Raw genomic sequence first — 25,171 nt, 5'->3', positions numbered from 1 at the left:
CATCCCTTTCTATACTTCAGCACAATAGTTTTGATATTTCTCTTTAACAAAGCTTTCTTCAACTTTTAAAACTGCTGTTGATTTTTTATAATTTGGATTATTATATCCTCCAGATTCTCCTCTATCTCCATAATCAGCATACTCTCTTGATGGACCTTCTTTTCCTTTTTCCCAACTTCCACCTTCAAGAGTTATACGATAACTAGTAATACTAGTTAGTTTATAATCCCAACTTTTAAAATATCCTGTATAGTATACAGTAGAATCTATAGCACTTGGAGAGAATGAAAGTGTATTATAACCATGATGACCACCTTTTCCTCCACTTCCACCAAATCCTGGTCTTCCATCTGGACCTCTTTCTCCATCTCTTACTGTTATATCACAACAACTGATTAACTTCTCTCTCTTTTTATCTGAATCTGCCAAGAAGTAAATATTTCCTTTACTTCCTCCATTTCCACCTCTTCCAGCATTTCCTCCTTTTTCTCCTTTTCCTCCTTTTGCACCACTTGTTCCTTCTGCAAAATAACCTTTAAACATTTGTCCATAGAAATAACTTGTATATCCTGCATCACTTCCATTTCTACCTGTGCTTCCAGCCACACCATCTTTACCATCTGTTCCTCTTGAACCATTTCCTCCATTTGCTATTAGTGTAAGGCGATAGTTTCTAATTTCTTCTTTAATGTACAAATAAATATTTCCTGCATCTCTACCATCTTCACCATTGATTCCATATATAGAATTATCTATAAGATTTCCACTCTTTCCACTTACATTAATCTTAGAATTACTACTTACATCAAGATTCTCACAAGAAATAATGATATTTTTTTCTGATGCAAAATCCATTCCAAGATTAATATCCATATAGATAGTGTCTTTAGCTAAAAACATAATTGTAGAGACATCATCTCCCACATTTCTATTTCTAAAAGCTTCTAAAACACTGCTAATTACCAAGTTTTTAATTAATGCTTTAACTTCTATTACCGTCTTTTCTTTAAGTATAAATGATTTTATTATAAATGGATTTAAAATATATTTACTTACAAGATTTCTAATTATTTCATTTCCTTTTTCTCCATATGCATTTAATCTTGTTATATTTGCTTCTAATTCTTCACTATTTCTATCTGTAAGATTCTTTAAAATAGGCTCAAAATCACGTTTACTATATATGTAGTCTGTTTTATTTGCAACTTCCATCAATTTATCTCTATTTGATAATGTCCATACCTGTTTTTGTACCTCATAAGAAACTAAAATCTCTTCTATTTTCTTTCTTATAATAATAAATTTTTGTTCCATTATACTTTTACTTGTTTTTTCTATAATAGATTCCATATATACAGAAGATAGTGAAATTTCAGCATTTCCATGGTCTGTATATTTATTTAAATCTTTAATTATATCTAAGTTTCTTCTTATCTCATTTTGTAATTTTATACATGTGTCTTCCAAGAATAATCCACTTTCTCCTGACAATAAATTGATAAATTTATCTAAAGTAATACTTTCTGCATTAACTGAACTTTCTAACCAGTTTTTAAATATGTCTACTACTCTTTCATATTTTGACATTTCTTGAATCATTGTTACTCTTTCAACCTTCTTAATAAAGTCTTCTGTATATTCCTTGACATAAACTTCTAGTCTAGATACTACACTACTTTGAATATCTTTTATTAATGTATCTAAAACTAATCTTGCATCTGCACTGATTGGATATTGGAATGCTGATGTTTTATCTTTTACTTCTTCTAATTTTATTACTTCTTTTAATAATCCTTCTCTTTGCTCTGCTTCAAGTGGTTTACAAAGATGAATATTTTTTCCTTCTCCTTTTAGCAATTCTTCAAATAACCAAGCTTTATCTTTTATATTATTTTCTGGACTTTCACACAATTGTTCGTATTTTTTTCTAATCACATTATATATTTGTTTTTCTGTTCTTCCTAAAAAGCTTTTAGAAATAAAGAAAGTAATACTTCCTCTAAAATTCTCTTTATGAAGACACATATTTAATTGTTGAAATAAATCAAGTACTTTTGTAAGTCTAGCCTCTAATATATCTGCTTCTGGTATTAGTACAACTACTCCACATATAGATGCAGAATTTCTAAACACCTCTCCTAACGAAACTGCTGCACTAATGTCATGTGCTACTCCTCTGTTATCACTAAATCCTGCAGTATCACATAATTTTGCATCCATTCCTTCTACTTCTCTTCTCATATCTACAATATTTGGATACAAAGTTTGTGAAACAGCTCCTGAGCCAATTTCTGCAACAGGGTCTACACATTCAATATAGGAGATACCAGTATCTTCATCTTCTACTTCCTTCATTTCACATCCTGCAAGATAATTAATTGCTGTACTTTTCCCACAACCTGTGCCTCCAAGAATCAAAATTAGATTCTTATTTATAGCTTTATCTATTGCTACTTTTCCTTCATCTAGTAGGATTTTGATTTCTTCTAAAAGCTTATTTTTTTCTCCCATGTATTTTCTCCCTTTTTTATAAAATTTTTTAATATTAAAATAACTGTGCTTGTAAAATAAAGCCTTTACTAACACAGTTATTTTATTTTATATATCTAATTATATTTTTTATTTTATATATCTAATTACATGTTCTACTTTTTTCTTCACAAAGAAGAGCTTTGAAAATCATAATTTCTGCTAAATAATCCTTAGGAGCCTTTGTAATTGCAGTAGCATTACAAATAAATTTTAAATTTGTACCTGCTACAACTTAAGTAGCAACGATAAGTGTTTCATAATCAACATCTTTTAACATTCCTACAGCTTAATTGAATATTTCTACTTATTATTTTTCTACTGGTCTAAATTTTGACCATCCTCCACAATAAATATTCATATAACAAACCTCCTTATATGCTTAAATTTATTTATATAATAGTACGAATTTTCTAAACATTCAACACAAACTGTGTAACTAGTCGATGAAAGTGCATAACTGGACACATAGTCATCATAAAAAACTTTTAAAGTCAAATTTATCTAATTAAAAATAATATAATACAAAAAAACAGTCAATCTATTAAAATCAACTGCTCCATAAAGTGAATTTTTACTTATTATATTTTACAAAGTTTACACATTTACATGTGTCCCTTTATACAAAACTAATGTTGCCACTCCTATAAGTATCATGCCCATAAAAGCAGGTGTCGCATGACCAAGAAATACATAGATTTGACCTCCAATGATAGGTCCAATTATTCTTGCTAAAGATTGAATGGATTGACTACCACCTTGAATCCTCCCTTGCTCACTAGAATCGACAGACTTGGATAGCATCCCATTGAATGAAGGTCCAAAGATAGAATCGCCAAAACCAAATATAAACATTCCAACAATAAAAATAGGATAGAACGAAAACAAGGCTGATGCTGCAATAAAACTGTAACCTATAATCTCTGAAACCATTCCAAGAATTGCTATCTGTACATCACTAAGTTTTTTCAAAAGCTTTGGCATTATAAAACCTTGTGAAATGATGTCTTGTATACCCATAATTGAAAATACAAGTCCAATTAGTGCGGGTTTCCAATTGAAAGTGTCTATTGTAAATTGTGAAAAAACTGACTGTAAAGACCCATTTGGTATCCAAAGTAAGAATGCTGATAAAAGTAGCCTTTTTAAGTTTTTTACAGAAAGTACATTTGCAAGCTGTATAAATGGATTTAGCCTTGCAAGTGTAATCGACTTTAATCTATTCTTCTTATCAAGGCTCTCAGGCATATACAGGAATCCATAAATAACATTAAGTAAAGTTATTATTGCTCCAAAATACATGGGTACAGAATAACCAAACTTAGCAAGTAATCCACCTACAGTTGGACCAATAACACAGCCTACACCTGAAAATGCACTCACCCATCCAAAGTATTTACTTCTATGTTCTCTAGGAGTAATATCTGCAAAATATGCGAAGATAGTGCTTATGCTCCCACCTGTTACACCTTCTATTATACGTCCAACAAATAATACCCATAGAGCTCCTCCTATTCCAAAAACTAAGTACCCTATTGCAGAACCCAAAAGGCATAATAAGAGTAATGGACGACGTCCATATCGGTCACTCAAAGCTCCAAGCCCAGGAGCTGCAAAAAACACACAGATTGCATAAACAGAAGTTAGCATTGTAACAACTATAGCTTGTTCTTCTGGACTATTTGTATAAGGTTGCACTAAGAATGGAACGACAGGTGCTATGATAGTGGATCCGATTCCGCAAAGAAACGCAGATATAAGACCAAATATCAAAGCCTTTTTATCTACAATTTGTTCTGTATTCTGTTCATTGTTTGATTTAAATATAAACACTTAAATTCTCCTCTCAAAAATTATAATTTTGTTTCCTTTAGAAACATATTTCTTTATTTCTTTTTTACTTTTTTACCTCTTTATGTCTTTACCTCTTTGCTTTTTTCATTATTTTATTTCCCTAGTAGCATGTTCATCTTTTATCATTTCGCCTCATTTGGAGGTATATTCCTATATTCGTTTTTTGATTCCTTGGAAACATATTTATAGTATCATTTTTTTGTTTCCTTGTCAACAAAATAGATAACAATAAAAATACAGCCTATTCTCAATAGAGTTAGGCTGTATATGATTTCATTTTCATTATTCTGATTTATTCTACTTTAATATTATCCCCTGTTTTTTTATTTCTTCATCCAAATGTCGGTTATAATTTTCGACAAAGCTAATCATACTGTCAAATTGTTCATCAGTTACCTGCTCAAATACAACTTTATCACGTTCTTGAAACTCTTTATGAAGTTCCTCATGGATATTATAAACTGTTTTACCTTGCTCAGTAAGTCTAAAATAGATTTCTTTTTTATTATCAGGCTTCTGGTAACTTTCAATAACACCTTTTTTTATTAGCTTTTTAGTTACTTTACTTATGGCACCTCTAGTCATATAAAAGTATTCTGCCAGTTTTGTCACATTGCAGTCTACATTTCTTCCAATGTATTCAATGCAATGTACTTCAGAAGACTTATAACCCTTGAGACTCTCTTCCATCTTAAATTTATTAAGCCAAACAGTCTTATTTAGTAAATCTCTAAAACCCATCATGACCTGTTCTTCTTTATTCATGGTATATATCCTCCCACCCATTAGTGCATTAACAATATTATATTAAACTTTTGTTTCTATTTCAACAATGTTAAAATAATTCTTTTAGGAATCGAACTATATAAAATAAAGAGATAGAATCATCTAATTTAGACCTACATTTAATTTTATACTCTGCACCATACTTAGATATTAAATTTTTCTTAAATTCATAACTTTAAGTTACTTTATTGAATAATAAAACTTATATGAAATACTTGCTGTTACAAGGATGCAACTCAACATTGACAAAAAACATAGTGAGATTAATAGTATGTAACCTGTATATTTGTTAAAATTTTAGAATAAAGATTGAGGAGGAAAATAAAATGGATATATCTACAATAAGAAATCATTATATTAAATTATTTATATGTATTTTTTTATTTTTCAGTGATATAGTTTTATTTTTTCTGATATACTACTTATATAGAATAAAATCCATTAAATTACCACTCTTAAATTAATCATCTAATCTTTTTATATAACTCTTATTCGAATCATAATATCACAGATAAAAACATTGAATTCTAGTTATAATTTCAAGAATTTTATAACTTTAATTAAATATATTTTGAGGGGGAAAACAAATGAAAAAAACTAAATCAAAGGTATTAAGTTTAACACTAGCAACTACTTTTTTTGTAGCAACAACAGCAAATTCATATGATATGTGTGCAAAATCTTCAGATATGGACATGGGTAAGAAGTCATAGCTTATGTATTGCAAAAACTGTGATTTAGAGTTTGATGATACTACAACTATATGCCCCAAGTGTAACCACACTCTAACATCTCATAGACAAAATTTATCACAGATATCTATGAAAAATAAAGTTGATGAATTCAAGCTAAATAAAAAAGTTAGAAATGGAAATATACTAACAAATATAATTATTTTGACATTAATAATTCATATAATACTTATTCTTTTCATACAAATCCATATTGAAGATTATTATGATATTTATATTAAATATTGCCCTACTGCAATATCTGGATTAGTTTTAGTTCTTTCTCTAAAAAGAGGAGAAAAAAGGTTCACCCTAATTAGAGTGAACCTTTTTTATATCTATATAATTTATACAAAATCTATATCCTGATTAAAACTTCATTATTTTCTAGAGCTATATAAAGCTTTAAAAATCAAAATATAAAGTGGAAAAAATTAATTTCTCCACTCTATCCAATATTACTAGTATAATCTACAGACCCTTAACATTTACTACTACTGCCTTAGGTCTAGTCATAGCCTCAATTGAATACTTAACGCCTTGAGTTCCCATTCCAGATGCCTTTACCCCTAAAAATGGGAAGTGGTCTGGTCCCCTCTCAGTCTTATTATTTATTTGAACAGTACCAACCTCAAGCTTATCAGCTATATAAAAAGCCTTATCAATATCACTTGTAAATACTGATGATTGAAGCCCATACTCTGATTGATTAGCAATCTCAATTGCTTCATTTATATCTTTAATTCTTATAATTGGAAGTACTGGTCCAAAAGGTTCCTCCCAAGCAATTTTCATATCAACACTTACATTATCCAATAATGTTGGATAAAATAAATTATTTTTTCTAACATTACCTGTTATTAATTTAGCCCCTTTATGCAATGCATCATCCACTAATCCTTGAACAAAATCAGTTGATTTGTTATCTATAAGAGGTGTAATAACTACTTCATCCATTGGATTCCCAACTGTTAACTTCTCTACTAACGGTTTTATTTTTTCAACTAGCTTATCAGCCACACTATCTTGAACCAAAATTCTCTTTACTGCCGTACATCTTTGACCTGAATATGAGTAAGCTCCAGCTACTATGTTTTTAGCTGCAAAATCCAAGTCGGCATCTTCTAATACAATAGCAGCATCTTTTCCACCAAGTTCCAATAATAACGGAACCATTTTAGATATTTTAGATATATGTTGACCAACTTCAGTACTACCAGTGAAATTTATAAAGTTGATTCCCTTATGAGTTACAACATAATCTCCTATTTCACTACCTCTACCTGTAATTGTGTTGAGTACACCATCTGGTATACCAGCCTTTCTCATAATTTCTACTAAATGAAGTGCACTAATAGCTCCTTGTGTAGCAGGTTTTAGGACAACTGCATTTCCACCAATAAGTGCTGGTGCAATTTTTGACATTGATAAATTTACAGGATAATTAAATGGAGATATAGCTAAAACAGTACCCAACGGAACTCTTGAAACATAAGACATCTTATTACGTGTTCCACCAGGGAAATTGTCACCACTAATAGCCTCACCTTCCATATTCTTTCCTACATCTGCTGTGTATCTCAAAAAATCTGCTGTTCTTTCAACTTCTGCTCTTGCAGATTTTATATCTTTAGCTATTTCAAGTACCAATATATTAGCTATTTCATCCATATTTTCTAGCAATAAGTCAGCTGCTTTATGAAATATATTAGCCCTCTTGTATACAGGCATATCAGCCCATACCTTTATACTTTCTTTTGTATTTTTAATAGCTTCATCTACTTCATGCTTTGTCATAGATTGTACTTTTCCAACAAGTGAGTTATCTATTGGTGAGTAAATTTCTATTGGTTTTTTTGAATTGGATTCTACCCATTTCCCATTTATTAAATTTTTATATACATTTTCTTCGGTTTTAAGTTCATTAAACATATTTTTATTCCTCTCTCTGATATAACATTATGTATTTAAATTATAGCCATTTATTTGTTATGTAAACATTTCTTTTTCTCATAAACGTTTACCTTTAAAAAAAATTTTGTAATCCTTATTTTTTGTATTTTAAATACCGTTTTAATTAGAAGTAGCTTTTTAATTTAAATACCTATTTTTTAATATGTCTCTGTAGTTTAAGTACTTATTTTAATGTATTTTTATTTTAAATAATTCCTCATCATTTCATACTTAAGTTTCTTACAAGATATAATTACACATATCATAATGTCAGCAATAATAGAACATATTATACAATTAAAAGAACATTATTTTGTTAATTATTGACCCTAATCTACCTATGTGATATAATTTAAACAGAACACTATTCTGTTTTAAAAAAGAAACATCACGAAAAGAAATAAAAAGCTATCCAAAATCCAATTTTTTAGTAAACACACTTTTTCATAAAATAATGGACCGTTATATAAAGAACTGTTCATGCAATGATAAATATTTCACAGTTTGGGATGATTGTATTTCTTGCGGATTATGTGCTAAAGTATGCCCCTGTAAAACAATTAAATATGCCAGTTATCAAATGCACATACATAGAACCAATAACCTATAAGGTCATTCCTTATGGCTATTGGCTCTTTTCATATAACTGCCTCTACTATAATACTACTTGCAGATTGTAGCAAAAAACCGTTGTTTGTTAACAAAATCATGCTTGACAAATTCATAAATGGACAATACTATATATGTATGACTAAAAAAATATTTTAAGTCATACATATACATACTTATGGAAAGGATTGATAAATATGGCTAAAAGCTTTACAGAAGTTGAAAAAAACAATATAAGAGAAAGATTAATTTTAGAATGTGAAAACCACTGGTCTAAATATGGATATAAAAAAACTAATATTGATGAGCTTTGTTCAAAGGCAGGAATTGCAAAAGGCTCTTTCTACACATTTTTTGATTCAAAAGAAAAGTTATTTTTTGAAGTATTAAATGGAATTCAAAATAGACTTATATCATCACTATACGAAATCTTGAATAGTATGCCTACAAAAGAAGGATTTGTAGCATCTTTAAAGATGTTATATCGCTTATATGATAAAAATCCATTTTTATATGCTCCCAGAGATCATGATTCTATTGCTTTTTTAAACAAATTACCTAAAGACATGGTTTCAAAGCTTGAACATAACAATATACAAAGCTTCTATGATTTAATTGAAAAGTATGATTTTAAACTAAAAATAGATAAAGAAAAAGCCTTTGGTGTTTGTAATGCTCTATTATCAAGTCTATTGTTAAAAGAAGATATTGGATATAACTATTTTGAAGTATTCGATTTCATGATAGAGAATCTTGTAGATGATATATTTGAATAATATGATGTGCTAATTTTACTAGATTATATAAGTAAAATAAATGATTATGTAGAATATGTAACTAGTAGAATAGTTAATTATAAAATAAATTAAATAGACAAATTAAGTGAATTACACAGCAAAAATAATAAATTTTGTTTTTCTGCTAAAATTCCTTTAAAATTCTTTTGGGAGAGTCCATATGATTGAACTAATACAAAAACTAAACGATATTATATATAAAATAAATGAAAAATTAAACATACATACAAAACTTGTAGACCCTAGTAGTGAACTTATGCCTTTCTACTCTACTCTATCTATAATGTTTGCTATATTTTTAATAGTGTTAGGAATTAAAATAAAAAGAAAACTTCTAGTAGTAATTGCTGTTATAACAATTATTATAAATGTTTTAATAATCTTAGATAGGTAGGTGTATATATGACAAAATCACTAAATACTTTCAACAAAAACTTCAACTTAATGGTATTAGGTCAAATAATTTCACTGTTTGGTGCCTCAATACTTAAATTCGCTTTATCCTTGTACATACTTGATATGACAGGAAAAGCAGGAATATTTGCTACGATACTTGCAGTATCTTCAATTCCAATTATAATATGTTCCCCTATTGGTGGAGCTATTGCAGATAAATTTAATAAAAGAAATTTAATGGTTATTTTTGATTTTTCAAGTAGTTTAACTGTTCTAGTCTTAGCATTATTTTTATTTAACAATAAAGGTTCAATACTGATTGTAGGAATTATCATGACTATACTTTCAATAATAAGTACGATGTATCAACCCACTGTTCAGTCGAGTACACCTATCCTAGTTGATAGTAAAAATTTAATGAATGCAAATGGTGTCGTAGCTGGAGTTGCATCTCTTACAAATATCGCTGGACCTGTACTAGGTGGTGTTTTATATGGAATTCTTGGAGTTAATGCTATTGTAATTATCAGTTGTATAAGCTTCTTTTTATCAGCTATTATGGAAATGTTTATTCAGATGCCTTTTGTTAAACAAGAACAGTCTGATAATATCATAAAGTCTATCTTTAATGATATAAAAGATGGTGTTGTCCATATATGTAAAGAAAATCCTACTCTATTAAAAATATTATTTATAGCAATGGCATTAAACCTCTTTTTAACTTCAATGATAATTGTAGGTATACCATATATAATAAAAATAACAATGGGTGCTAATGATACCTTATATGGTACTGCACAGGGAGCAATATCATTTAGTTCACTAGTAGCTGCTATAAGTATTGGCATGTTCTCTAAACATATAAAAATTAGTAATTTATATATATACCTTTGTATATGTGCACTGATGTTTATTCCAATGGCATTTTCGGTATATCCATCTATATTACAAACAGGGTTGGCAGCACCATTTTTAATTCTTGTAATATCCTCTATGTTAATATTTTTCATGACAACAATTATTTCAATATTTGCCATAACAATAACTCAATTAGAAACTCCAAATGAACTGTTAGGAAAAGTAATGGCGATACTTTTTGCAGGAACAGCTGCTGCAATGCCTCTTGGTCAGGTCATATATGGTAAACTTTTTGATTTATTATCAGATAGAGTTTACATTATTATCATAGGAGTTGGTATAGTTATATTCTTTATAGCAATTATTTCAAAAATAATATTAAAAGACAAAAGTGCTAAGTACAGCAAATAGAGATTTTATTATATTCTAATTGTATTTTTTACAAATAATATAAGCAGAATATTTATATTCATAGATACATTATGATGTTTGATTTTAGTCTTAATTTTACAAAATATACAAAACTATACGACTGTAGCATAATATATGAATGTGTCATATATACTGATAAAATTTTAATTTTCACTAATTTCTGAATTTAAATGCAAAATTATGCATTAGTGTGTTGACGTATTGGAAATTGATTGATATAATCAATGAAAAATAAGCTTTATAAAAATTCAAAATATTCAGCTAGAGGAGTGATAGTAATGAGTTACATGCCAAATTTAGAGCAAGCATGGGAAATCTTAAAAAAATACAATAAGGAAGAATTTCATATAAGACACGCTCAAATTGTATCTGGTGTTATGAGATATTATGCAAAAGAATACGACCCTGAAAGAGTAGAATTTTGGGAAATCGTTGGACTTTTACATGACTTAGACTTTGAGATGTATCCTGAAGAACATTGTGTTAAGCAAAGAGAATTAATGACTGAACTTGATTTAGATAAATCAATAATTGATTCTACTGTAAGTCATGGATATGGATTGACTGGCTCAGACGTTAAACCAGAGCAATTTATGGAAAAAGTTTTATTTGCTGTAGATGAACTTACTGGATTAATTGGTGCTGCTGCAATAATGCGTCCTTCAAAAAGTGTATCTGATTTAGAATTAAAGTCTGTTAAAAAGAAATTTAAAGATAAATCTTTTGCTGCTGGCTGTTCTAGAGATGTTATAAGAAGTGGTGCAGAAATGCTTGATTGGGAACTTGACAAACTTATACAAACAACTATAGAGGCTATGAGAAGCCTAATTCCAGAAATGGAAATATAGGCTATCATACATATAAAGTAAGTATAATAAAACCAAATTAAATACTAGAACAACTTTATTTATATAGAGTATCTGATTATGTATTTATCAATTTAATAGTTTCACTAATAAGCAGTTACGTTGATACAAATGTTTTGTTGATTTTATCAATATAACATAACTTTAGTTGCAATAGAAGTTACATCTCTAAAGAGTTTTTCTCCTTTCGATGCAACTTCTTTTTTATGTTATTTTGTCTACTGATTCCACCCCTGTTATCTACTTCCAGCCACATTACCTCTAAATCTCAGACTTTATATTTTAAAACTCATTCTATGTACGACTCACTATATGTACAACTCACTATATGTATGATTTACTATATAACACACTAATTTAAATAGATTCTTATAGGTAATAATTAAGTCTATTATCTTTATAAAATTATATTATTTACTCATGACACATCAAATTATATATTAATTGCTTTTTTTACATTCCTAAGTGGTATAGCAATCTTAACTACAAATTTTTTATCATCATATTCAATTACAACGTTTCCTCCATATTTATTTACAGAATTTTTTATACTTTTTATTCCTAGACCATGAAGTGCATCTTTTTTATCTGTTACAATTTGTCCGTTCTTTGTGATAATTTCATTTACTTTAGTGTTTTCCACTCTTATAAGATAAAAATTTTGTAAAACATCACCTTTAACACAAATTACTTTACTCCCCTCCTCAATTTTTTTACATGCTTCAATTGCATTATCTAAGATATTTGAAAATATATGACATACATCTATTAATTCAATAGCTTCACAGTGACCAAAATTTATTCCTATTTTAAGTTCTATATTATTTTTATCACAAACTTCCTTCTTCTCACTCAATATAGCATCTAAGATAAAATTACCAGTATTAAATAAAATATCATTACTTTGAATCTCCATCTGTAAGTCATCTAAATATGAAGTAACATCAATACCTTTTTTAACCATAGTTTTTATACATAAGATATGATTTTTCATATCATGACTTAATAATCTAGTTTTTAAATGTTTCTTTTCTATATCCTCATAATATTCATTTTTATTGTGTAAAACGTTTTTAATCATATTATTTTCTGCTATTAATGCATTATATTCTTGTAATTTTTTAGCAACTAAAATCAAGATAATACTCGATAGAAGTAACATGATAGAGATTATAAGTAATTGATAATTATGTATTAAACTACCACTAGTTTTAGGATTAAATATGTATTCAAAAATAGCAAAGAAAGACGCTATATTGGCAATTATAGGTATAATTACATATGTTAATGTCTTTTTATTTATTTCTATATTCAATTTTATTTTTAATGTCTTATATAAAAATAAAATTAAAAGCAAAATTGTCTTTCCAGATACAATTGACTCAATTCTATATATATTTTCTGTTAACATTTGGCTCATATCATCTATTGAATTAATCCAAATTGTTAAAGACATGCTCAAAGCATCTATACCCATTAACAACATCCAATACATTAAAGATATTAGTATGGCTTTTGTAAGCCTTACTCTATATGAAATTTTGTAAAATGCAATCATAATCATCACAGATATAATTACTCTTATATTTGGAATTACGTCAAAGAAATAAAATATATTAGCAAAAATAATAATACCTATCATGTAAAGATTTATTCTTTTATTGGAAATTTTTTGTATACTTGTGTAATCTAGTATTTTTTTACAAACAAACCATTCTATGATAAAAGACATAGCAATGAAAATATTCCAAAACAAATTTGACTTTATCATAATATTTTCTCCTAGTGTATTAATAATTTAATTTTTAAAATTTTCCATATAACTTAATTATATACGACTCTACACATGTAGTAAATACCTTGATAGAATTATCCTAAATAAATTGAATTTTATTTTATTTTATTTTTTAATAATATCATTACATATGCTAATATATTTAAGCATTCTTCCTTCTTCCAATTTAATAACAACATCATTTCTCTATAAATAACTATAAAAGTACGTTTTTCATATGATTTAGTATGTAATTCTCTCCTAAAACGATATAAAACTGTAAGAATTATAATAAAATAAATTTTATCACACGAAATACATTGACAGGCGAGGTATATAAAAGTATTATATACTTAAACGGAGGTGATGTTTATGAAAATCGCATCTGATATGATAAGAGGTCATACAGAAACAATTATCTTAAAGCATTTACTTGAAAAAGATAGCTATGGTTATGAGATTAATAAATCTATATTAGAAAAAACACAAGGCTTGTATGAGTTAAAAGAAGCAACCTTATACACAGCCTTTCGTAGACTTGAACAATCTGGTGCAATAACATCTTATTGGGGTGATGAGGCTACTGGTGCTAGAAGAAAATATTATTCTATAACAAGCGAAGGTAGAGAAAAATATAAAAAAAGCCGTGAAGAATGGGATAATACAAAATTGTTAATAGACACATTAATTTAGGAGGTGAAAATATGTTAGATAAAATACATGATTATATTGAACAAAGCTTTACAGAAGTTAAAGAAACAAGAAAGGTCAAAGAACTTAAAGATGAACTATTCGAAAATCTAAAAGAAAAATACAGCGACCAAATACAAAATGGTAAGTCAAAGCAAGAAGCATATAATTCAGTAATATCTGGGATTGGAGATTTATCTGAATTAATTGAAAGTGTTAAAGAACCATATTTTATGTCTTCTGAATTAATTGAAGAAAGAAAAAAAAGAGCTTTGAGAGTATCAATAGCAATTGCTCTTTTTATAATAAGTCCATTTTTAACTGCTGTTTTAATTGTAAACTTGGGTATCCAACCAACTCTGGCTAGTCTTCCAATGTTTATATTAATAGCAGTTGGAACAGGTCTATTAGTATACAATGGAATGACAAAGCAAAACTATAGTCCATCTGATGATACTATTGTAGAAGAATTCAAAGAATGGAGAGTAAAAACTAAAAGTACAAATCTTGCTTATAAATCATTTATGAGTGCATATTGGATGATAATAGTTGGCATTTTTTTAATTGTTAATATATGTTTTGATGCTTGGAGCTTTTCATGGATAATATTCATAATAGGTGCTGCGGGAATTCATATAGTCGAAGGTGTACTACAATTAAAAGACGCGGAGGATGATGATAAATATGAATAAAAAATTTTTAAAAATAAAAATTATTGTTTGGAGTATTGTGGCTATAGTATTTTCTATAATATTTATTATTTTCCTTACAAATACTATTACTTCATCTAAATATGATGTCAAAGATTTGATTAAAGGTTCAGTTAAAAATGAAAGTTTTTTATCCTCTAATAAAAATTATGATAAGTATATAACTGTTAAAAGTGAGAGTTTTTCAAATAAAATAAATAATATTGATGTTGACTGGATTTCAGGTGAAGTTAGAGTTTTAAAGAGTGATTCTAATAAAATCAAATTAATTCAAAAAGCTCCTTCTAATTTTTCAAGGAAAAAGATTGCAAAAATAAAGGTTGATGGTAATACCCTTTCTATCATTGATAATTCTGCAAAAAAATTCTTCATTGGAATTGGACTTCCAAAATCAACAGTACTTGAACTATATTTACCTGAAAAATTATATAACAATATAAATGTATCTACTACTTCAGCAGATATATATAGTACTTATCTTAAAAGTAACATGGCGTATATTGAATCAGTTTCAGGTAATATAGAAATGTATGGTAAGATTGACAAAATGACTTTAGAGACAACTAGTAGCAATATCAACATAAAAAAACTTGATAGTAAAAGTGTTACCTGTAATTCAGTATCTGGTAAAATTCAACTTTCTGGTAAAACTGACGATTTGAAGATAAATACAACAAGTGGAGATATAGATTTAGAAAATATGGACAATAAGAATCTTATATGCGAATCAACTTCTGGTAAAGTTAATATAGAGGGTAAATTTTCCAATATCAAATCTGAGACAACTAGTGGAGATATAAAAATTAATTCAAGTGCAATGTTGTCTTCTTTCAAATGTGATACTACTTCTGGTGATATTGATTTGTATATTCCTGAGAATTCAGGATTTATCTTAGATTTTAGTAAGGTCTCTGGTAATTTAAATAGTAGTTTTAAATTACTTCAGGATGGCGATTCATATGTTTATAAAAATGGGACTGCAAAGATGTATGTGGATACTACAAGTGCCGATTTAAATATTATAAAAAATAACTAACAAAAAATAGCGATATTAAAGCTTTGTATAAACTACATAAAGATAATATACATTAAAAAGTTATATAAATTACACAAAGATAAATCTTTATATCTTATAAGCAAAAATTAGAGGCACATTATCATAAAAAATATGACTAAATGTGCCTCTAATTATAATTATTTATTCACAAGATACTTATCTATACAGAAAATATCTATCTATACACAAGTTAACATTTTATATATCAATTAACTTTATTTTATATATTAGTTTTGAATAACACTTTCTCTTGACTCAATTTCTTTTGAAATACTAGCTATAAACTCATCTAATTTAATACTGCCTATTTCACCTTTATCTCTTGATCTTACAGAAACATTATTTTCAGCTACTTCTTTTTCACCTACTACTAACATATAAGGAACTTTTTCAAGTTGAGCTTCTCTTATTTTAAATCCAATTTTTTCAGCTCTATCATCTAATTCAACTCTTATACCTTTATCAAATAATACTTTTTTAACTTCATTAGCATAATCCATAAACTTATCAGATATAGGAAGTATCTTAACTTGAGTTGGAGATAACCAAACTGGGAATTTGCCAGCATAATGTTCAATTAATATACCTATAAATCTCTCTATACTACCAAAAGCAACTCTATGAATCATAACTGGTCTATGTTTCTCACCATCTTGTCCAATATAAGTATTATCAAATTGTCTTGGAAGTTGCATATCTAATTGGATAGTACCACATTGCCAAGTTCTTCCTAAACAGTCTCTTAAATGGAAGTCTATCTTAGGACCATAGAATGCCCCATCACCTTCATTTATAGTATATGGTAGACCTAACTCTTCTAAAGCTTCTCTTAATCCATTTTCAGCTGCTTCCCACTCTTCTTCGCTTCCCATAGAATTTTCTGGTCTTGTAGATAATTCTAGATTGTATTCAAATCCAAAAGTCTTGTAAATACCATCTATTAGATTAGCTACACCTTTTATTTCATCTTTGATTTGTTCTGGTAACATGAATATATGTGAATCATCTTGAGTAAATGCTCTAACTCTCATTAATCCTTGTAATGCTCCAGATAACTCATGTCTATGAACTCTACCAAGTTCTGCAACTCTCATTGGGAAATCTCTATATGAGTGTAATTGAGAATTGTAGTAAATTAATCCACCAGGACAGTTCATAGGTTTTATAGCATAATCCTCGTCATCTATTTTAACTGTATACATATTCTCTTTGTAATGATACCAGTGACCTGAAGTCTCCCATAATTTTCTGTTTAATATAATTGGAGATTCTATTTCAATATATCCAGCTTTTCTGTGTATTTCTCTCCAGAATTTTAATAATTCATTTTTAAGTTCCATTCCTTTTGGTAAGAACATAGGGAATCCAGGACCTTCATCAGGTATCATAAATAAACCTAATTCTTTACCTAATTTTCTATGGTCTCTTTTTTTAGCTTCTTCTAATAAGTGTAGGTACTCTTCTAAATCTTTATTTTTTTCAAAAGAAGTTCCATAGATTCTTTGAAGCATTTTATTTTTTTCGTCACCACGCCAGTATGCACCTGCTACACTTTGTAATTTAACAGCTTTAACCTTTTTAGTAGATGGTAAATGTGGTCCTCTACATAAATCAGTAAAATCACCTTGTTTGTAGAAAGATATTATTTCACTTTCAGGTAAATCAGATATAAGCTCTACCTTATAATCTTCTCCTTGCTCTTTCATAAGTTCTAAAGCTTCATTTCTAGGAAGTTCAAATCTTTCTATTTTTAAATCTTCTTTAGCTATTTTTTTCATTTCAGCTTCTATTTTTTCCAAGTCTTCTGGAACTAATCTATGTTCTAAATCTATATCATAATAGAATCCATTCTCTATACTTGGCCCTATAGCAAGTTTTGCTTCTGGGTAAAGTCTCTTTATAGCTTGAGCTAACATATGTGCTGATGTATGTCTAAAAACGTCTTTTCCTTCTTTATCTTCAAATTTAAATAAGTTTAAATCACAATCACTATCTATCATGTGGTCCAGACCTACAACCTCTCCGTTCACAGATGCTGCTACCACATTTCTAGCTAATCCTTCACTAATGGATTTAGCCACATCCATAACAGAAAGAGCATTTTCAAATTCTTTTATTGAACCATCTTTTAAAGCAACTTTAATCATTGTTTTTTCCTCCTTATTGAGATAATTTTTAAATTTTTTGTAATAAAAAATCGCCCCAAATATATTTGGGACGATATTAATTCGCGGTTCCACCCAAGTTGGTGTATACAAATATATACAACCCTCTTGATGACTATAAGGTAGTCACCCGAGCACTTTCACAAATCGTGTAAAACAAATATTGCTAATAAGCTCAGCTCCAAGGTAGTTTTCAAATAGACCTATTACATGGGTTTTCAGCCATAGACCCAGATTCTCTGTGAATGGTTTCCACTCTACTCTTCCTCTTCAACACTATAATTTTTGATATATTTTCATTATAACAGATAGTCATACATCAATCAACATTAATGTAATATATTAATTACCCATTATTTTTCATCTCAATCAATTTTAAACTAATATTCTTATATTTTATATTAATTTAATCTTTTGATTTATAGTAATATTATAATATTTTCACTAATTTTAAATTTTTAAAGCATATCTACATGCATGATAGATATAACTAGATAAATATAGTCACTAATCCTTGAACTATACCTATTAAGAAACCTAATACAAGACCTAAGATTTCTATATGTTTTAATTCATTTTTAGCTATTCTTATGATTATTTCTTCTAGTTCATATAAATCTAGTTCATTAATCTTATCTTCGACCATTTTTTGTATATCTATACGCTCATTTGCTTTATTTATTATATTTTTGCTCAATTCATCTATGCTCTGTTTCACTTCAGATTCAATTATATCTCCTAAATAGTCCTGAATCATGTTCTTTATACTGCTTGGTATAAATGAAACTTTCTCATGTATGATAATTTTCACCCTTGCTTTTATGTATCTTACAACTTCTTCCTTATCTTCGTCAGTAATGATATTTGCAAGTATTTCGTCCATTGAAAGAAATTCGTTTTGAATTATTTCACCTACATTTGCTGCTATTTCTGCTCTTCTCTTTGGTATAAGACCTACTATCTCTATATTTAAAATAGGTATCTTAATAGGTACTATTGGTCTAAATATCAGTCTTATAGCAACTACATTTGTGACATAACCTATAAATCCACCAATAACAGCTAATATTAGTATCCTAATTAAATTATCCATTATAAAACTTCTCCTTATCAATTGTATATTTGTTAGCTATATTTTATCTTTAATAACTCTAGTTATATTATAGCTTTATATACAATTATAAGTCTTTCGTGTCGATTTCAAAAGAATTTTTTGATTTCTAATTTTTATTTTTATTATTTTAGTTGTATTTTACTATCTTTTAACTCTGATTTATCTGTAATTTGAGTATATTTTTATTTTTAACTATCTTTTCAAATCTTAAATTATATCTTTCAATTCTAATTTTCCATAATTATACTAACTTTATTTTCAAAAATTGCTTCTACTGTATCTATGATTTCCTTTGAGCAATTGTTATTTAATAAATCTAATATTTCTATCTTCTTAGGGCATAAAGTTAATAAGGTACTTATTAAAAAGTCCTCATAATTTAAATTTTCTCTTATGACCATATTTATAATTTCTTCATCATCTATACTGTCTATTTTATTTCCATTTTTATCGTATAAAATAAATGTATTATCTTCCATTATATGAACTTTAAGTAAATCTATCTTTTCTTCTTGAGTATCTATAAAATATTTTAAAACTCTTATAAACTCATCTTGGTCTCTTTTTATTAAATACTCTTCAACTGCAATATCACCTATAGCAGAAATATATTTCATAAATTCTCTCATTCTAAATCTAATAAAACCTTCGACATTTATAAAATCATTTTCCTCTATATAGTTCCTAACCCTTGTAAATACTGTTTCTCTCATAAAAATCTCTTTTTTAGCAAATATGTTTAGTGAATATATGTATATATTATTTTTATCTTCAGGATATGTACGCCCATAGCATTTTAGAATGTATTCTTTTAAAAGTTTCTCTTTCATTATACTTATTATCATACTAGTTATTTCTGTAGATATTTCATCAATATTTAGAGCTCTTTGTTCAGTTTTAGTACCATTAAGTATCTTCTTATTTAATACTTCTTGCTTTGCAGAATCAATTACGACTTCTACAATGTCATTTGTATATATTAATCTATCGTTTACATTATTATTCCTCAAAAATTTCATAGAAGAAATATTATCCTTCTCAACCAAAGTTATCGCTCCTTTCTCGTCATGAGAGGAACTATAGAACCTATATCGAGTAAATTTTCACTACTAAGTGTAACTATCTCCTTGTTTTTACTTTCTATAAAACTTTTTATACGTTCATAGTCAGGATGTTTTTTAACATCTCCACAAAAAGCTAGTTTATCCTTAGAAATTAACCCTGTACATCCACCTATAAATCCATAATTCATCTCAAATAAATTTATATGACCTTTTTCTATTAATAAACACTCTATTTCTGTATTCTTCATGCTTTTCCAAATACCTTTATCTGATGTTATTATAGATGTTCTATCTACTATACAGATTGAGCATTTAGAATAGCCCTGCTCTATATTTATCTTTTTAAGTTTATTATTTTCAATATAATCTAATATCGCTCTGTCAGTGTACTTAAAATTGTGTATGGCATAATCACCAACTATAGCAATATTGTAAGGTATATCATAAGGATATTTATTTGATAAATTAGCTTCTCCCTTAATTATATTAAATTTATGTTTACTTAATAACTCTTTGTATTGATTATATACATTCGGCGCAACAATTATATCTCCTTTTCCTAAATTACAAATACATATATCTGGGTGATATTTTATACTTTCATATAATTCTTTACATTCTATTGTTTTTATTATTTCTATATTTCTTAATTTTAATTCATTTTCCATTAGATAACTAATTCTTTTGTCCACCAAAGCTAGACACAAATCGTCATCTAGTATAAATGGCTCTCTTGTAAATTCCATTTTTTACTCCTTTTTATTTTTTTTGATAAATTTTTTATTTGAATATAAATAAAGTGTGCAGTAGATTTTTTCTACTTACACACTTATTATTGGACTTTTATGTAATTAATCTAAATTAATTAATGTATTTTTTGATAAATTTTTATAAAAACTCTACTCTATCATCTAATTGATTTTAATTTAGCTATATCGTTCCAATTGCTTGCTGTTACTATTTCAATTTTATTTAAGTCTCTTTTTATCTCTTGTGTGTCTCCTTTAACAGCTACAACATGTCTTTCTGTATATTCTAATTCTACCTTTGTGTCTTTTAAATCTTTTTTAATTTCTACTAGATTATTTTCTATCTTATCTAATCTAGAGTCTATTCCATTAAATCTAGCATCTACTTTATCTAGTCTTATGTCAACTTCATCAAATCTAGTACCCATCTTCTCTAGTCTTATGTCTACCTCATCAAATCTAGCATCCATTTTATCTAGTCTTATGTCTACCTCATCAAATCTAGCATCCATTTTATCTAGTCTTATGTCTACCTCATCAAATCTAGCATCCATTTTATCTAGTCTTGTATCCACCTTATCTAATCTGTTTTCTAATTTATCAAATCTGTCGTTAATACTGTTTTGCATTTTGTCTAGAAATTGCAAAATTTTGTCTTCCATATGTATCAACTCCTCTATAGATAATTATAACATTCTACACAAATACTATACATATCTTCAGCAATAATTAGTATGTACTTTTCACCTTATTGTACTCTTTTTTTACATATTCCAAAACATCTGGTGGTATGTTTCTATTGCTATTTGGAGTAAGTCCAATTTCTCCATCTTTTATCTTAAACTCTATGACTTTACTTCCCTTAAAACCATCCTTTACAACATTCTGTATCAATTCATAAACAGGCTGTTCTACATCCTTTACAATCGAACTTATTACATTATCTGGAGCCATATCATATTGGTCTTTATTAATAGCTATAACTTTACCACCATTTTCTCTAGCTACCTGAATAGCTCTTTTCCCATCATCCTCTGTGGCTGAAAATACAACATCTCTATCAGAATCTCTCATTTCTTTTGCAATAGTTCTAGCTGACTCAGGATTTTCAAATACATTTGCATACTTTACCAATAAATCAGCATTTTTATTTGAAGTTTTAAGACCTTTTCTAAATCCAGATTCATATTTGTCTCTACTAGAGCCTTCAACCCCTCCTATAAATCCTACTTTACCAGTGTCAGTCATTTTTCCTGCAATAAGACCTGCCAAATATCCAGTGGAATTATCTTGAAATGATACAGAAATTACATTAGCTGGTTGAACCTTATAATTATAATCAACTATTGCAAATTGCTGTTTTGGATATTTTGTAGCAGCTTGTTTAATCGGTTCTGCAAATCTAGCTCCAACTGCTATTATCAAGTCTGGTTCATATTTATATAATTTTTCTATGCTATTTGCAAAGTCATTAAAAGTCTTTGGTCTTTCAATCTTCTCTCTAATATCAAAATCCTCATCAGCTCTTTTTAAAGCTGACAGTACATTATTATTATACGATTCATTACCTAAATTTTCAGTATCTAACAATACTCCAACAGTTTTTCTTACATAAGAATCATCTTCCAATTCATCCTCATCATTGCTACTTTCACTATTTGACTTATCTTTATCAGACAAAGTTGACACATTCTTAGATTCACTTTGTTTAGACTTATTATTATTTATATTAGAATTATTATTTACTCTATTAAATCCAAAATCAAAATTACAGATAAATAGTATAAAAACTGTAAAGAGCATGACAAAACAAAACATCAATATCCTTTTTATTTTCACAAAACTCACTCCCTGACATAGAACATGAAGTCTCTATAAATTATTTATTGTTCTTATTTACATATTCTAACACATCAGGAGGAATATTTTGAGAACTATTTTGAGCAAGTCCAGTACTTCCAGACTTCATTGTATTTTCTATAACTTTACCACCCTTATAATCTCCTTTTACAAAGCTTTGTATTAAGTCATAAGTAGGTTTTTCAAAGTCCTTTACAATAGAACTTATAACATTTTCTGGAGCCAACTCATGCTGATCTTTATTAATTGCTATCACTTTTTTATTCTTTGCTCTAACCATATTTATTACACTCTTTGAATCATCTTCAGTATTAGAAAAAATAATATCTACTCCACTATCCATCATTTTTTTAGCAACAGATTCAGCAGATTTACTATCTTTAAAAATATCTACATACTCAACTGAAATATCTTTTATATTGCTATTAGAAAATTTAACACCTTCTTTAAAGCCAGATTCAAATTTATTTCTACTAGAACCCTCTACTCCACCTATAAAACCAACCTTATCTGTTTCTGTCATCTTTCCAGCAACTAATCCAGCCAAATATCCAGTCTTATTATCCTCAAAAGAAATTGAAGTTATATTAGATGGTTGTTTGTCATACTCATAATCTACAATGGCAAACTGTTGCTTTGGGTATTTCTTGGCTATCTTTTCTAGAGGCTTTGCAAATCTAGAACCAACAGCTATAATCAAGTCAGTATTATCATTACATAAAATATCTATGCTATTAGAAAAAGTTGATGAATCCTCTGATTCCACTTTATTTGTATCTATGTTAAGATTTTTTTGTGCAGTATCTAACGCTAACAAAGCTGAATTATTCATGACTCCATTATTTGACCCTTCAATATCTAATATCATAGATACAGATTTTTTTGAATTTTCTTTGTTACTTAGCTTATTTTTATTATCTTGATTAGAACTAGAATTATTACTTGAATTACTGCTACATCCAACTAACATTCCAGCAGTCATTGCTACAGTTAACATTAATACCAACAATTTTTTTAAACGCATCAAAATCCACTCCTTATATTTTTGTGACATTTTTATATCCTATTTACTTTTACATACTATATTACTGATTTGTTATACCTCATTTGCAAGTATTTATTTAATTTTTTCAATAAACTTACCATAAAAAAGTGTGTAATAGATTTCTATCTATTTACACACTTCCCTAAAAACTCAACTTAATATATCAACACTTAATTCTATCTAAAACAAATCATATCTAGTGTATCAATGTTTAACATATCTTATCATAAATTAATAAAAAAATAAATAATCCCAATATAAAAAATTGTTATTTATTTTTTAGACATATAATTCCAGTTACACCAGGACCAGCATGTGCACCTATACACACACCAATTTGGAAAAATTTAATTTCCTTAGGTCTCAATTCATCCTCTATAACTTTAGACAATTGTTCTTTTTCCTTAATGTCATCACTATATCCTATATATATAACTTGGTCTGATAAATCATCCCCACAATTCGATTTTATCAAGTCCATCATCTTAGAAATTACATTCTTCTTACCTCTTACTTGAGATAATTGTGAGACTAACCCTCCTTTTATTTCAAGAATAGGTTTTATATTTAATATACTTCCTATTGCCGCCTTAGTAGATGATATTCTTCCTCCCTTTTGTAAGTACTCCAATGTATCCACTGAAAATATAACAAAAGCTTTTTCTTTTAATTCATCTAAAACAGGTAATATTTCATTAATAGATTTTCCTTCACTTGCAAGCTCTCCTGCTTTTATTACAAGCAGACCAGTTCCCATACAAAGTAAGTTAGAATCATATGTATATATTTCACCTTCTACATCATTCTTCGCCATTACAGCACTTTGATATGTTCCTGTAGCTGTAGCCGAACCAGCTATATAAAGTATTGCTCTACCTTCACTCGTGTATTTTTCAAAAACTTCCTTAAATTGGGCATAAGTAGCTTGAGAAGTTTTTGGATATGCATTTTCTTCTCTAAGTTTTTTATAAAATTCATCTCCAGATATATCAATCCTATCCTTGTATTCTTTTTCTTCTAATATAACTGTTAATGAAACAATATCTATATCATATTTATCTAACAAATCTTTTGGCACGTCCGATAAACTGTCACAGATTATCTTTAGATTTTTCATTAAGTATGCTCCTTT

22 protein-coding genes and 1 other annotated feature are annotated in these 25,171 nt (G+C 28.0%); of the genes, 9 read left to right on the top strand and 13 right to left on the bottom strand.

The features are described from left to right. Positions 1 to 9 precede the first annotated feature (9 nt). The 3 genes from IC175_RS07995 to IC175_RS07985 all read right to left on the bottom strand — a co-directional run bounded on the left by IC175_RS07995 (position 10) and on the right by IC175_RS07985 (position 5,148). Positions 10 to 2,511 (bottom strand): ATP-binding protein, encoded by a 2,502-nt coding sequence (locus IC175_RS07995; protein ID WP_227834792.1) that lies wholly within the window; start codon positions 2,509 to 2,511, stop codon positions 10 to 12. A 615-nt stretch (positions 2,512 to 3,126) separates the two neighbouring features. Beyond that, positions 3,127 to 4,362: an MFS transporter gene (locus tag IC175_RS07990; RefSeq protein WP_227851402.1), complete on the bottom strand. Its 1,236-nt coding sequence runs from the start codon at positions 4,360 to 4,362 to the stop codon at positions 3,127 to 3,129. A gap of 318 nt (positions 4,363 to 4,680) precedes the next feature. After that, complete coding sequence (locus IC175_RS07985; RefSeq protein ID WP_227433583.1) at positions 4,681 to 5,148, bottom strand: MarR family transcriptional regulator; 468 nt, start codon at positions 5,146 to 5,148, stop codon at positions 4,681 to 4,683. 608 nt (positions 5,149 to 5,756) lie between these two features. Here IC175_RS07985 and IC175_RS19430 point away from each other — a divergent pair. Beyond that, complete coding sequence (locus IC175_RS19430) at positions 5,757 to 5,882, top strand: hypothetical protein (RefSeq protein ID WP_255606096.1); 126 nt, start codon at positions 5,757 to 5,759, stop codon at positions 5,880 to 5,882. Between the two features lie 489 nt (positions 5,883 to 6,371). Here IC175_RS19430 and IC175_RS07980 read toward each other — a convergent pair whose 3' ends face one another. After that, the gene (locus tag IC175_RS07980) at positions 6,372 to 7,832 is read right to left on the bottom strand and encodes an NADP-dependent glyceraldehyde-3-phosphate dehydrogenase (RefSeq protein WP_227433587.1); all 1,461 of its coding nucleotides are present in this window, start codon (positions 7,830 to 7,832) and stop codon (positions 6,372 to 6,374) included. 475 nt (positions 7,833 to 8,307) lie between these two features. On the opposite strand from IC175_RS07980, the gene IC175_RS19630 reads away from it, so the two are divergent. From IC175_RS19630 to IC175_RS07955, 5 genes are all read left to right on the top strand, one after another. Then, positions 8,308 to 8,463: a 4Fe-4S binding protein gene (locus tag IC175_RS19630; RefSeq protein ID WP_227851401.1), complete on the top strand. Its 156-nt coding sequence runs from the start codon at positions 8,308 to 8,310 to the stop codon at positions 8,461 to 8,463. A 196-nt stretch (positions 8,464 to 8,659) separates the two neighbouring features. Beyond that, the gene (locus IC175_RS07970) at positions 8,660 to 9,238 is read left to right on the top strand and encodes a TetR/AcrR family transcriptional regulator (RefSeq protein ID WP_227433588.1); all 579 of its coding nucleotides are present in this window, start codon (positions 8,660 to 8,662) and stop codon (positions 9,236 to 9,238) included. Between the two features lie 181 nt (positions 9,239 to 9,419). Next, positions 9,420 to 9,653 (top strand): hypothetical protein, encoded by a 234-nt coding sequence (locus IC175_RS07965; RefSeq protein ID WP_227483080.1) that lies wholly within the window; start codon positions 9,420 to 9,422, stop codon positions 9,651 to 9,653. Between the two features lie 8 nt (positions 9,654 to 9,661). Next, a complete protein-coding gene (locus tag IC175_RS07960) occupies positions 9,662 to 10,924 on the top strand; it encodes an MFS transporter (protein ID WP_227851400.1) in 1,263 nt (420 codons plus the stop codon). A 299-nt stretch (positions 10,925 to 11,223) separates the two neighbouring features. Next, positions 11,224 to 11,793 carry a hydrolase gene (locus tag IC175_RS07955; RefSeq protein WP_227433591.1) on the top strand — a complete coding sequence of 190 codons (570 nt, stop codon included), beginning with the start codon at positions 11,224 to 11,226 and terminating at the stop codon, positions 11,791 to 11,793. Between the two features lie 451 nt (positions 11,794 to 12,244). Here IC175_RS07955 and IC175_RS07950 read toward each other — a convergent pair whose 3' ends face one another. Next, positions 12,245 to 13,582, bottom strand: coding sequence for an ATP-binding protein (locus tag IC175_RS07950; protein WP_227433592.1), 1,338 nt, complete (start codon positions 13,580 to 13,582; stop codon positions 12,245 to 12,247). A gap of 375 nt (positions 13,583 to 13,957) precedes the next feature. Between IC175_RS07950 and IC175_RS07945 the strand changes: the two genes are divergently transcribed. From IC175_RS07945 to IC175_RS07935, 3 genes are read left to right on the top strand one after another with little or no spacing between them, the layout of a single operon-like run. Continuing rightward, positions 13,958 to 14,278 (top strand): PadR family transcriptional regulator, encoded by a 321-nt coding sequence (locus IC175_RS07945; RefSeq protein WP_227433593.1) that lies wholly within the window; start codon positions 13,958 to 13,960, stop codon positions 14,276 to 14,278. An 11-nt stretch (positions 14,279 to 14,289) separates the two neighbouring features. Further along, the gene (locus IC175_RS07940; RefSeq protein ID WP_227483083.1) at positions 14,290 to 14,967 is read left to right on the top strand and encodes a TMEM198/TM7SF3 family protein; all 678 of its coding nucleotides are present in this window, start codon (positions 14,290 to 14,292) and stop codon (positions 14,965 to 14,967) included. Beyond that, positions 14,960 to 16,021, top strand: a complete 1,062-nt coding sequence (locus tag IC175_RS07935; protein ID WP_227835838.1) for a DUF4097 family beta strand repeat-containing protein — start codon at positions 14,960 to 14,962, stop codon at positions 16,019 to 16,021. Before IC175_RS07940 ends, IC175_RS07935 begins: the two co-directional genes overlap by 8 nt. A 248-nt stretch (positions 16,022 to 16,269) precedes the next feature. Here IC175_RS07935 and thrS read toward each other — a convergent pair whose 3' ends face one another. The 8 genes from thrS to IC175_RS07895 form a co-directional block, all read right to left on the bottom strand. Then, on the bottom strand, positions 16,270 to 18,189 hold the full coding sequence (gene thrS, locus IC175_RS07930; RefSeq protein WP_227433596.1) for a threonine--tRNA ligase: 1,920 nt from the start codon (positions 18,187 to 18,189) through the stop codon (positions 16,270 to 16,272). A gap of 63 nt (positions 18,190 to 18,252) precedes the next feature. Next, positions 18,253 to 18,490: a binding site (T-box leader), on the bottom strand. 207 nt (positions 18,491 to 18,697) lie between these two features. Then, positions 18,698 to 19,300, bottom strand: a complete 603-nt coding sequence (locus tag IC175_RS07925; RefSeq protein ID WP_227433597.1) for a DUF445 domain-containing protein — start codon at positions 19,298 to 19,300, stop codon at positions 18,698 to 18,700. A 248-nt stretch (positions 19,301 to 19,548) separates the two neighbouring features. Beyond that, a complete protein-coding gene (locus tag IC175_RS07920) occupies positions 19,549 to 20,367 on the bottom strand; it encodes a putative sporulation protein YtxC (RefSeq protein ID WP_227433598.1) in 819 nt (272 codons plus the stop codon). A gap of 2 nt (positions 20,368 to 20,369) precedes the next feature. Next, the gene (locus IC175_RS07915; RefSeq protein WP_227433599.1) at positions 20,370 to 21,131 is read right to left on the bottom strand and encodes a DUF6873 family GME fold protein; all 762 of its coding nucleotides are present in this window, start codon (positions 21,129 to 21,131) and stop codon (positions 20,370 to 20,372) included. A 161-nt stretch (positions 21,132 to 21,292) separates the two neighbouring features. Next, entirely contained in the window at positions 21,293 to 21,796 is a 504-nt protein-coding gene (locus IC175_RS07910) for a hypothetical protein (protein WP_227851399.1), read from the bottom strand. Positions 21,797 to 21,863: 67 nt separating this feature from the next. Further along, on the bottom strand, positions 21,864 to 22,973 hold the full coding sequence (locus IC175_RS07905) for a BMP family ABC transporter substrate-binding protein (RefSeq protein WP_227851398.1): 1,110 nt from the start codon (positions 22,971 to 22,973) through the stop codon (positions 21,864 to 21,866). A 40-nt stretch (positions 22,974 to 23,013) separates the two neighbouring features. After that, entirely contained in the window at positions 23,014 to 24,018 is a 1,005-nt protein-coding gene (locus tag IC175_RS07900) for a BMP family ABC transporter substrate-binding protein (RefSeq protein WP_227433602.1), read from the bottom strand. 289 nt (positions 24,019 to 24,307) lie between these two features. Continuing rightward, positions 24,308 to 25,156 carry a DegV family protein gene (locus IC175_RS07895; RefSeq protein WP_227433603.1) on the bottom strand — a complete coding sequence of 283 codons (849 nt, stop codon included), beginning with the start codon at positions 25,154 to 25,156 and terminating at the stop codon, positions 24,308 to 24,310. Positions 25,157 to 25,171 lie beyond the last annotated feature (15 nt).

Origin of the sequence: Clostridioides sp. ES-S-0123-01 (assembly GCF_020658415.1) — a bacterium.
Taxonomy (GTDB): Bacteria; Bacillota; Clostridia; order Peptostreptococcales; family Peptostreptococcaceae; genus Clostridioides.
Note: the sequence above shows the minus strand (reverse complement) of the source record. Positions and strands in the feature narration are given on the sequence as shown.

What these genes read in the sequence shown, in the direction of transcription:
- IC175_RS07985 (WP_227433583.1), bottom strand. Translation starts at nt 5,148, where the DNA reads ATGAATAAAGAAGAACAGGTCATGATGGGTTTTAGAGATTTACTAAAT.
- IC175_RS07935 (WP_227835838.1), top strand. Translation starts at nt 14,960, where the DNA reads ATGAATAAAAAATTTTTAAAAATAAAAATTATTGTTTGGAGTATTGTG.
- IC175_RS19630 (WP_227851401.1), top strand. Translation starts at nt 8,308, where the DNA reads ATGGACCGTTATATAAAGAACTGTTCATGCAATGATAAATATTTCACA.
- IC175_RS07995 (WP_227834792.1), bottom strand. Translation starts at nt 2,511, where the DNA reads ATGGGAGAAAAAAATAAGCTTTTAGAAGAAATCAAAATCCTACTAGAT.
- IC175_RS07950 (WP_227433592.1), bottom strand. Translation starts at nt 13,582, where the DNA reads ATGATAAAGTCAAATTTGTTTTGGAATATTTTCATTGCTATGTCTTTT.
- thrS (WP_227433596.1), bottom strand. Translation starts at nt 18,189, where the DNA reads ATGATTAAAGTTGCTTTAAAAGATGGTTCAATAAAAGAATTTGAAAAT.
- IC175_RS07955 (WP_227433591.1), top strand. Translation starts at nt 11,224, where the DNA reads ATGAGTTACATGCCAAATTTAGAGCAAGCATGGGAAATCTTAAAAAAA.
- IC175_RS07925 (WP_227433597.1), bottom strand. Translation starts at nt 19,300, where the DNA reads ATGGATAATTTAATTAGGATACTAATATTAGCTGTTATTGGTGGATTT.
- IC175_RS07945 (WP_227433593.1), top strand. Translation starts at nt 13,958, where the DNA reads ATGAAAATCGCATCTGATATGATAAGAGGTCATACAGAAACAATTATC.
- IC175_RS07965 (WP_227483080.1), top strand. Translation starts at nt 9,420, where the DNA reads ATGATTGAACTAATACAAAAACTAAACGATATTATATATAAAATAAAT.
- IC175_RS07915 (WP_227433599.1), bottom strand. Translation starts at nt 21,131, where the DNA reads ATGGAATTTACAAGAGAGCCATTTATACTAGATGACGATTTGTGTCTA.
- IC175_RS07900 (WP_227433602.1), bottom strand. Translation starts at nt 24,018, where the DNA reads ATGCGTTTAAAAAAATTGTTGGTATTAATGTTAACTGTAGCAATGACT.
- IC175_RS07910 (WP_227851399.1), bottom strand. Translation starts at nt 21,796, where the DNA reads ATGGAAGACAAAATTTTGCAATTTCTAGACAAAATGCAAAACAGTATT.
- IC175_RS07980 (WP_227433587.1), bottom strand. Translation starts at nt 7,832, where the DNA reads ATGTTTAATGAACTTAAAACCGAAGAAAATGTATATAAAAATTTAATA.
- IC175_RS07895 (WP_227433603.1), bottom strand. Translation starts at nt 25,156, where the DNA reads ATGAAAAATCTAAAGATAATCTGTGACAGTTTATCGGACGTGCCAAAA.
- IC175_RS07970 (WP_227433588.1), top strand. Translation starts at nt 8,660, where the DNA reads ATGGCTAAAAGCTTTACAGAAGTTGAAAAAAACAATATAAGAGAAAGA.
- IC175_RS07960 (WP_227851400.1), top strand. Translation starts at nt 9,662, where the DNA reads ATGACAAAATCACTAAATACTTTCAACAAAAACTTCAACTTAATGGTA.
- IC175_RS07940 (WP_227483083.1), top strand. Translation starts at nt 14,290, where the DNA reads ATGTTAGATAAAATACATGATTATATTGAACAAAGCTTTACAGAAGTT.
- IC175_RS19430 (WP_255606096.1), top strand. Translation starts at nt 5,757, where the DNA reads ATGAAAAAAACTAAATCAAAGGTATTAAGTTTAACACTAGCAACTACT.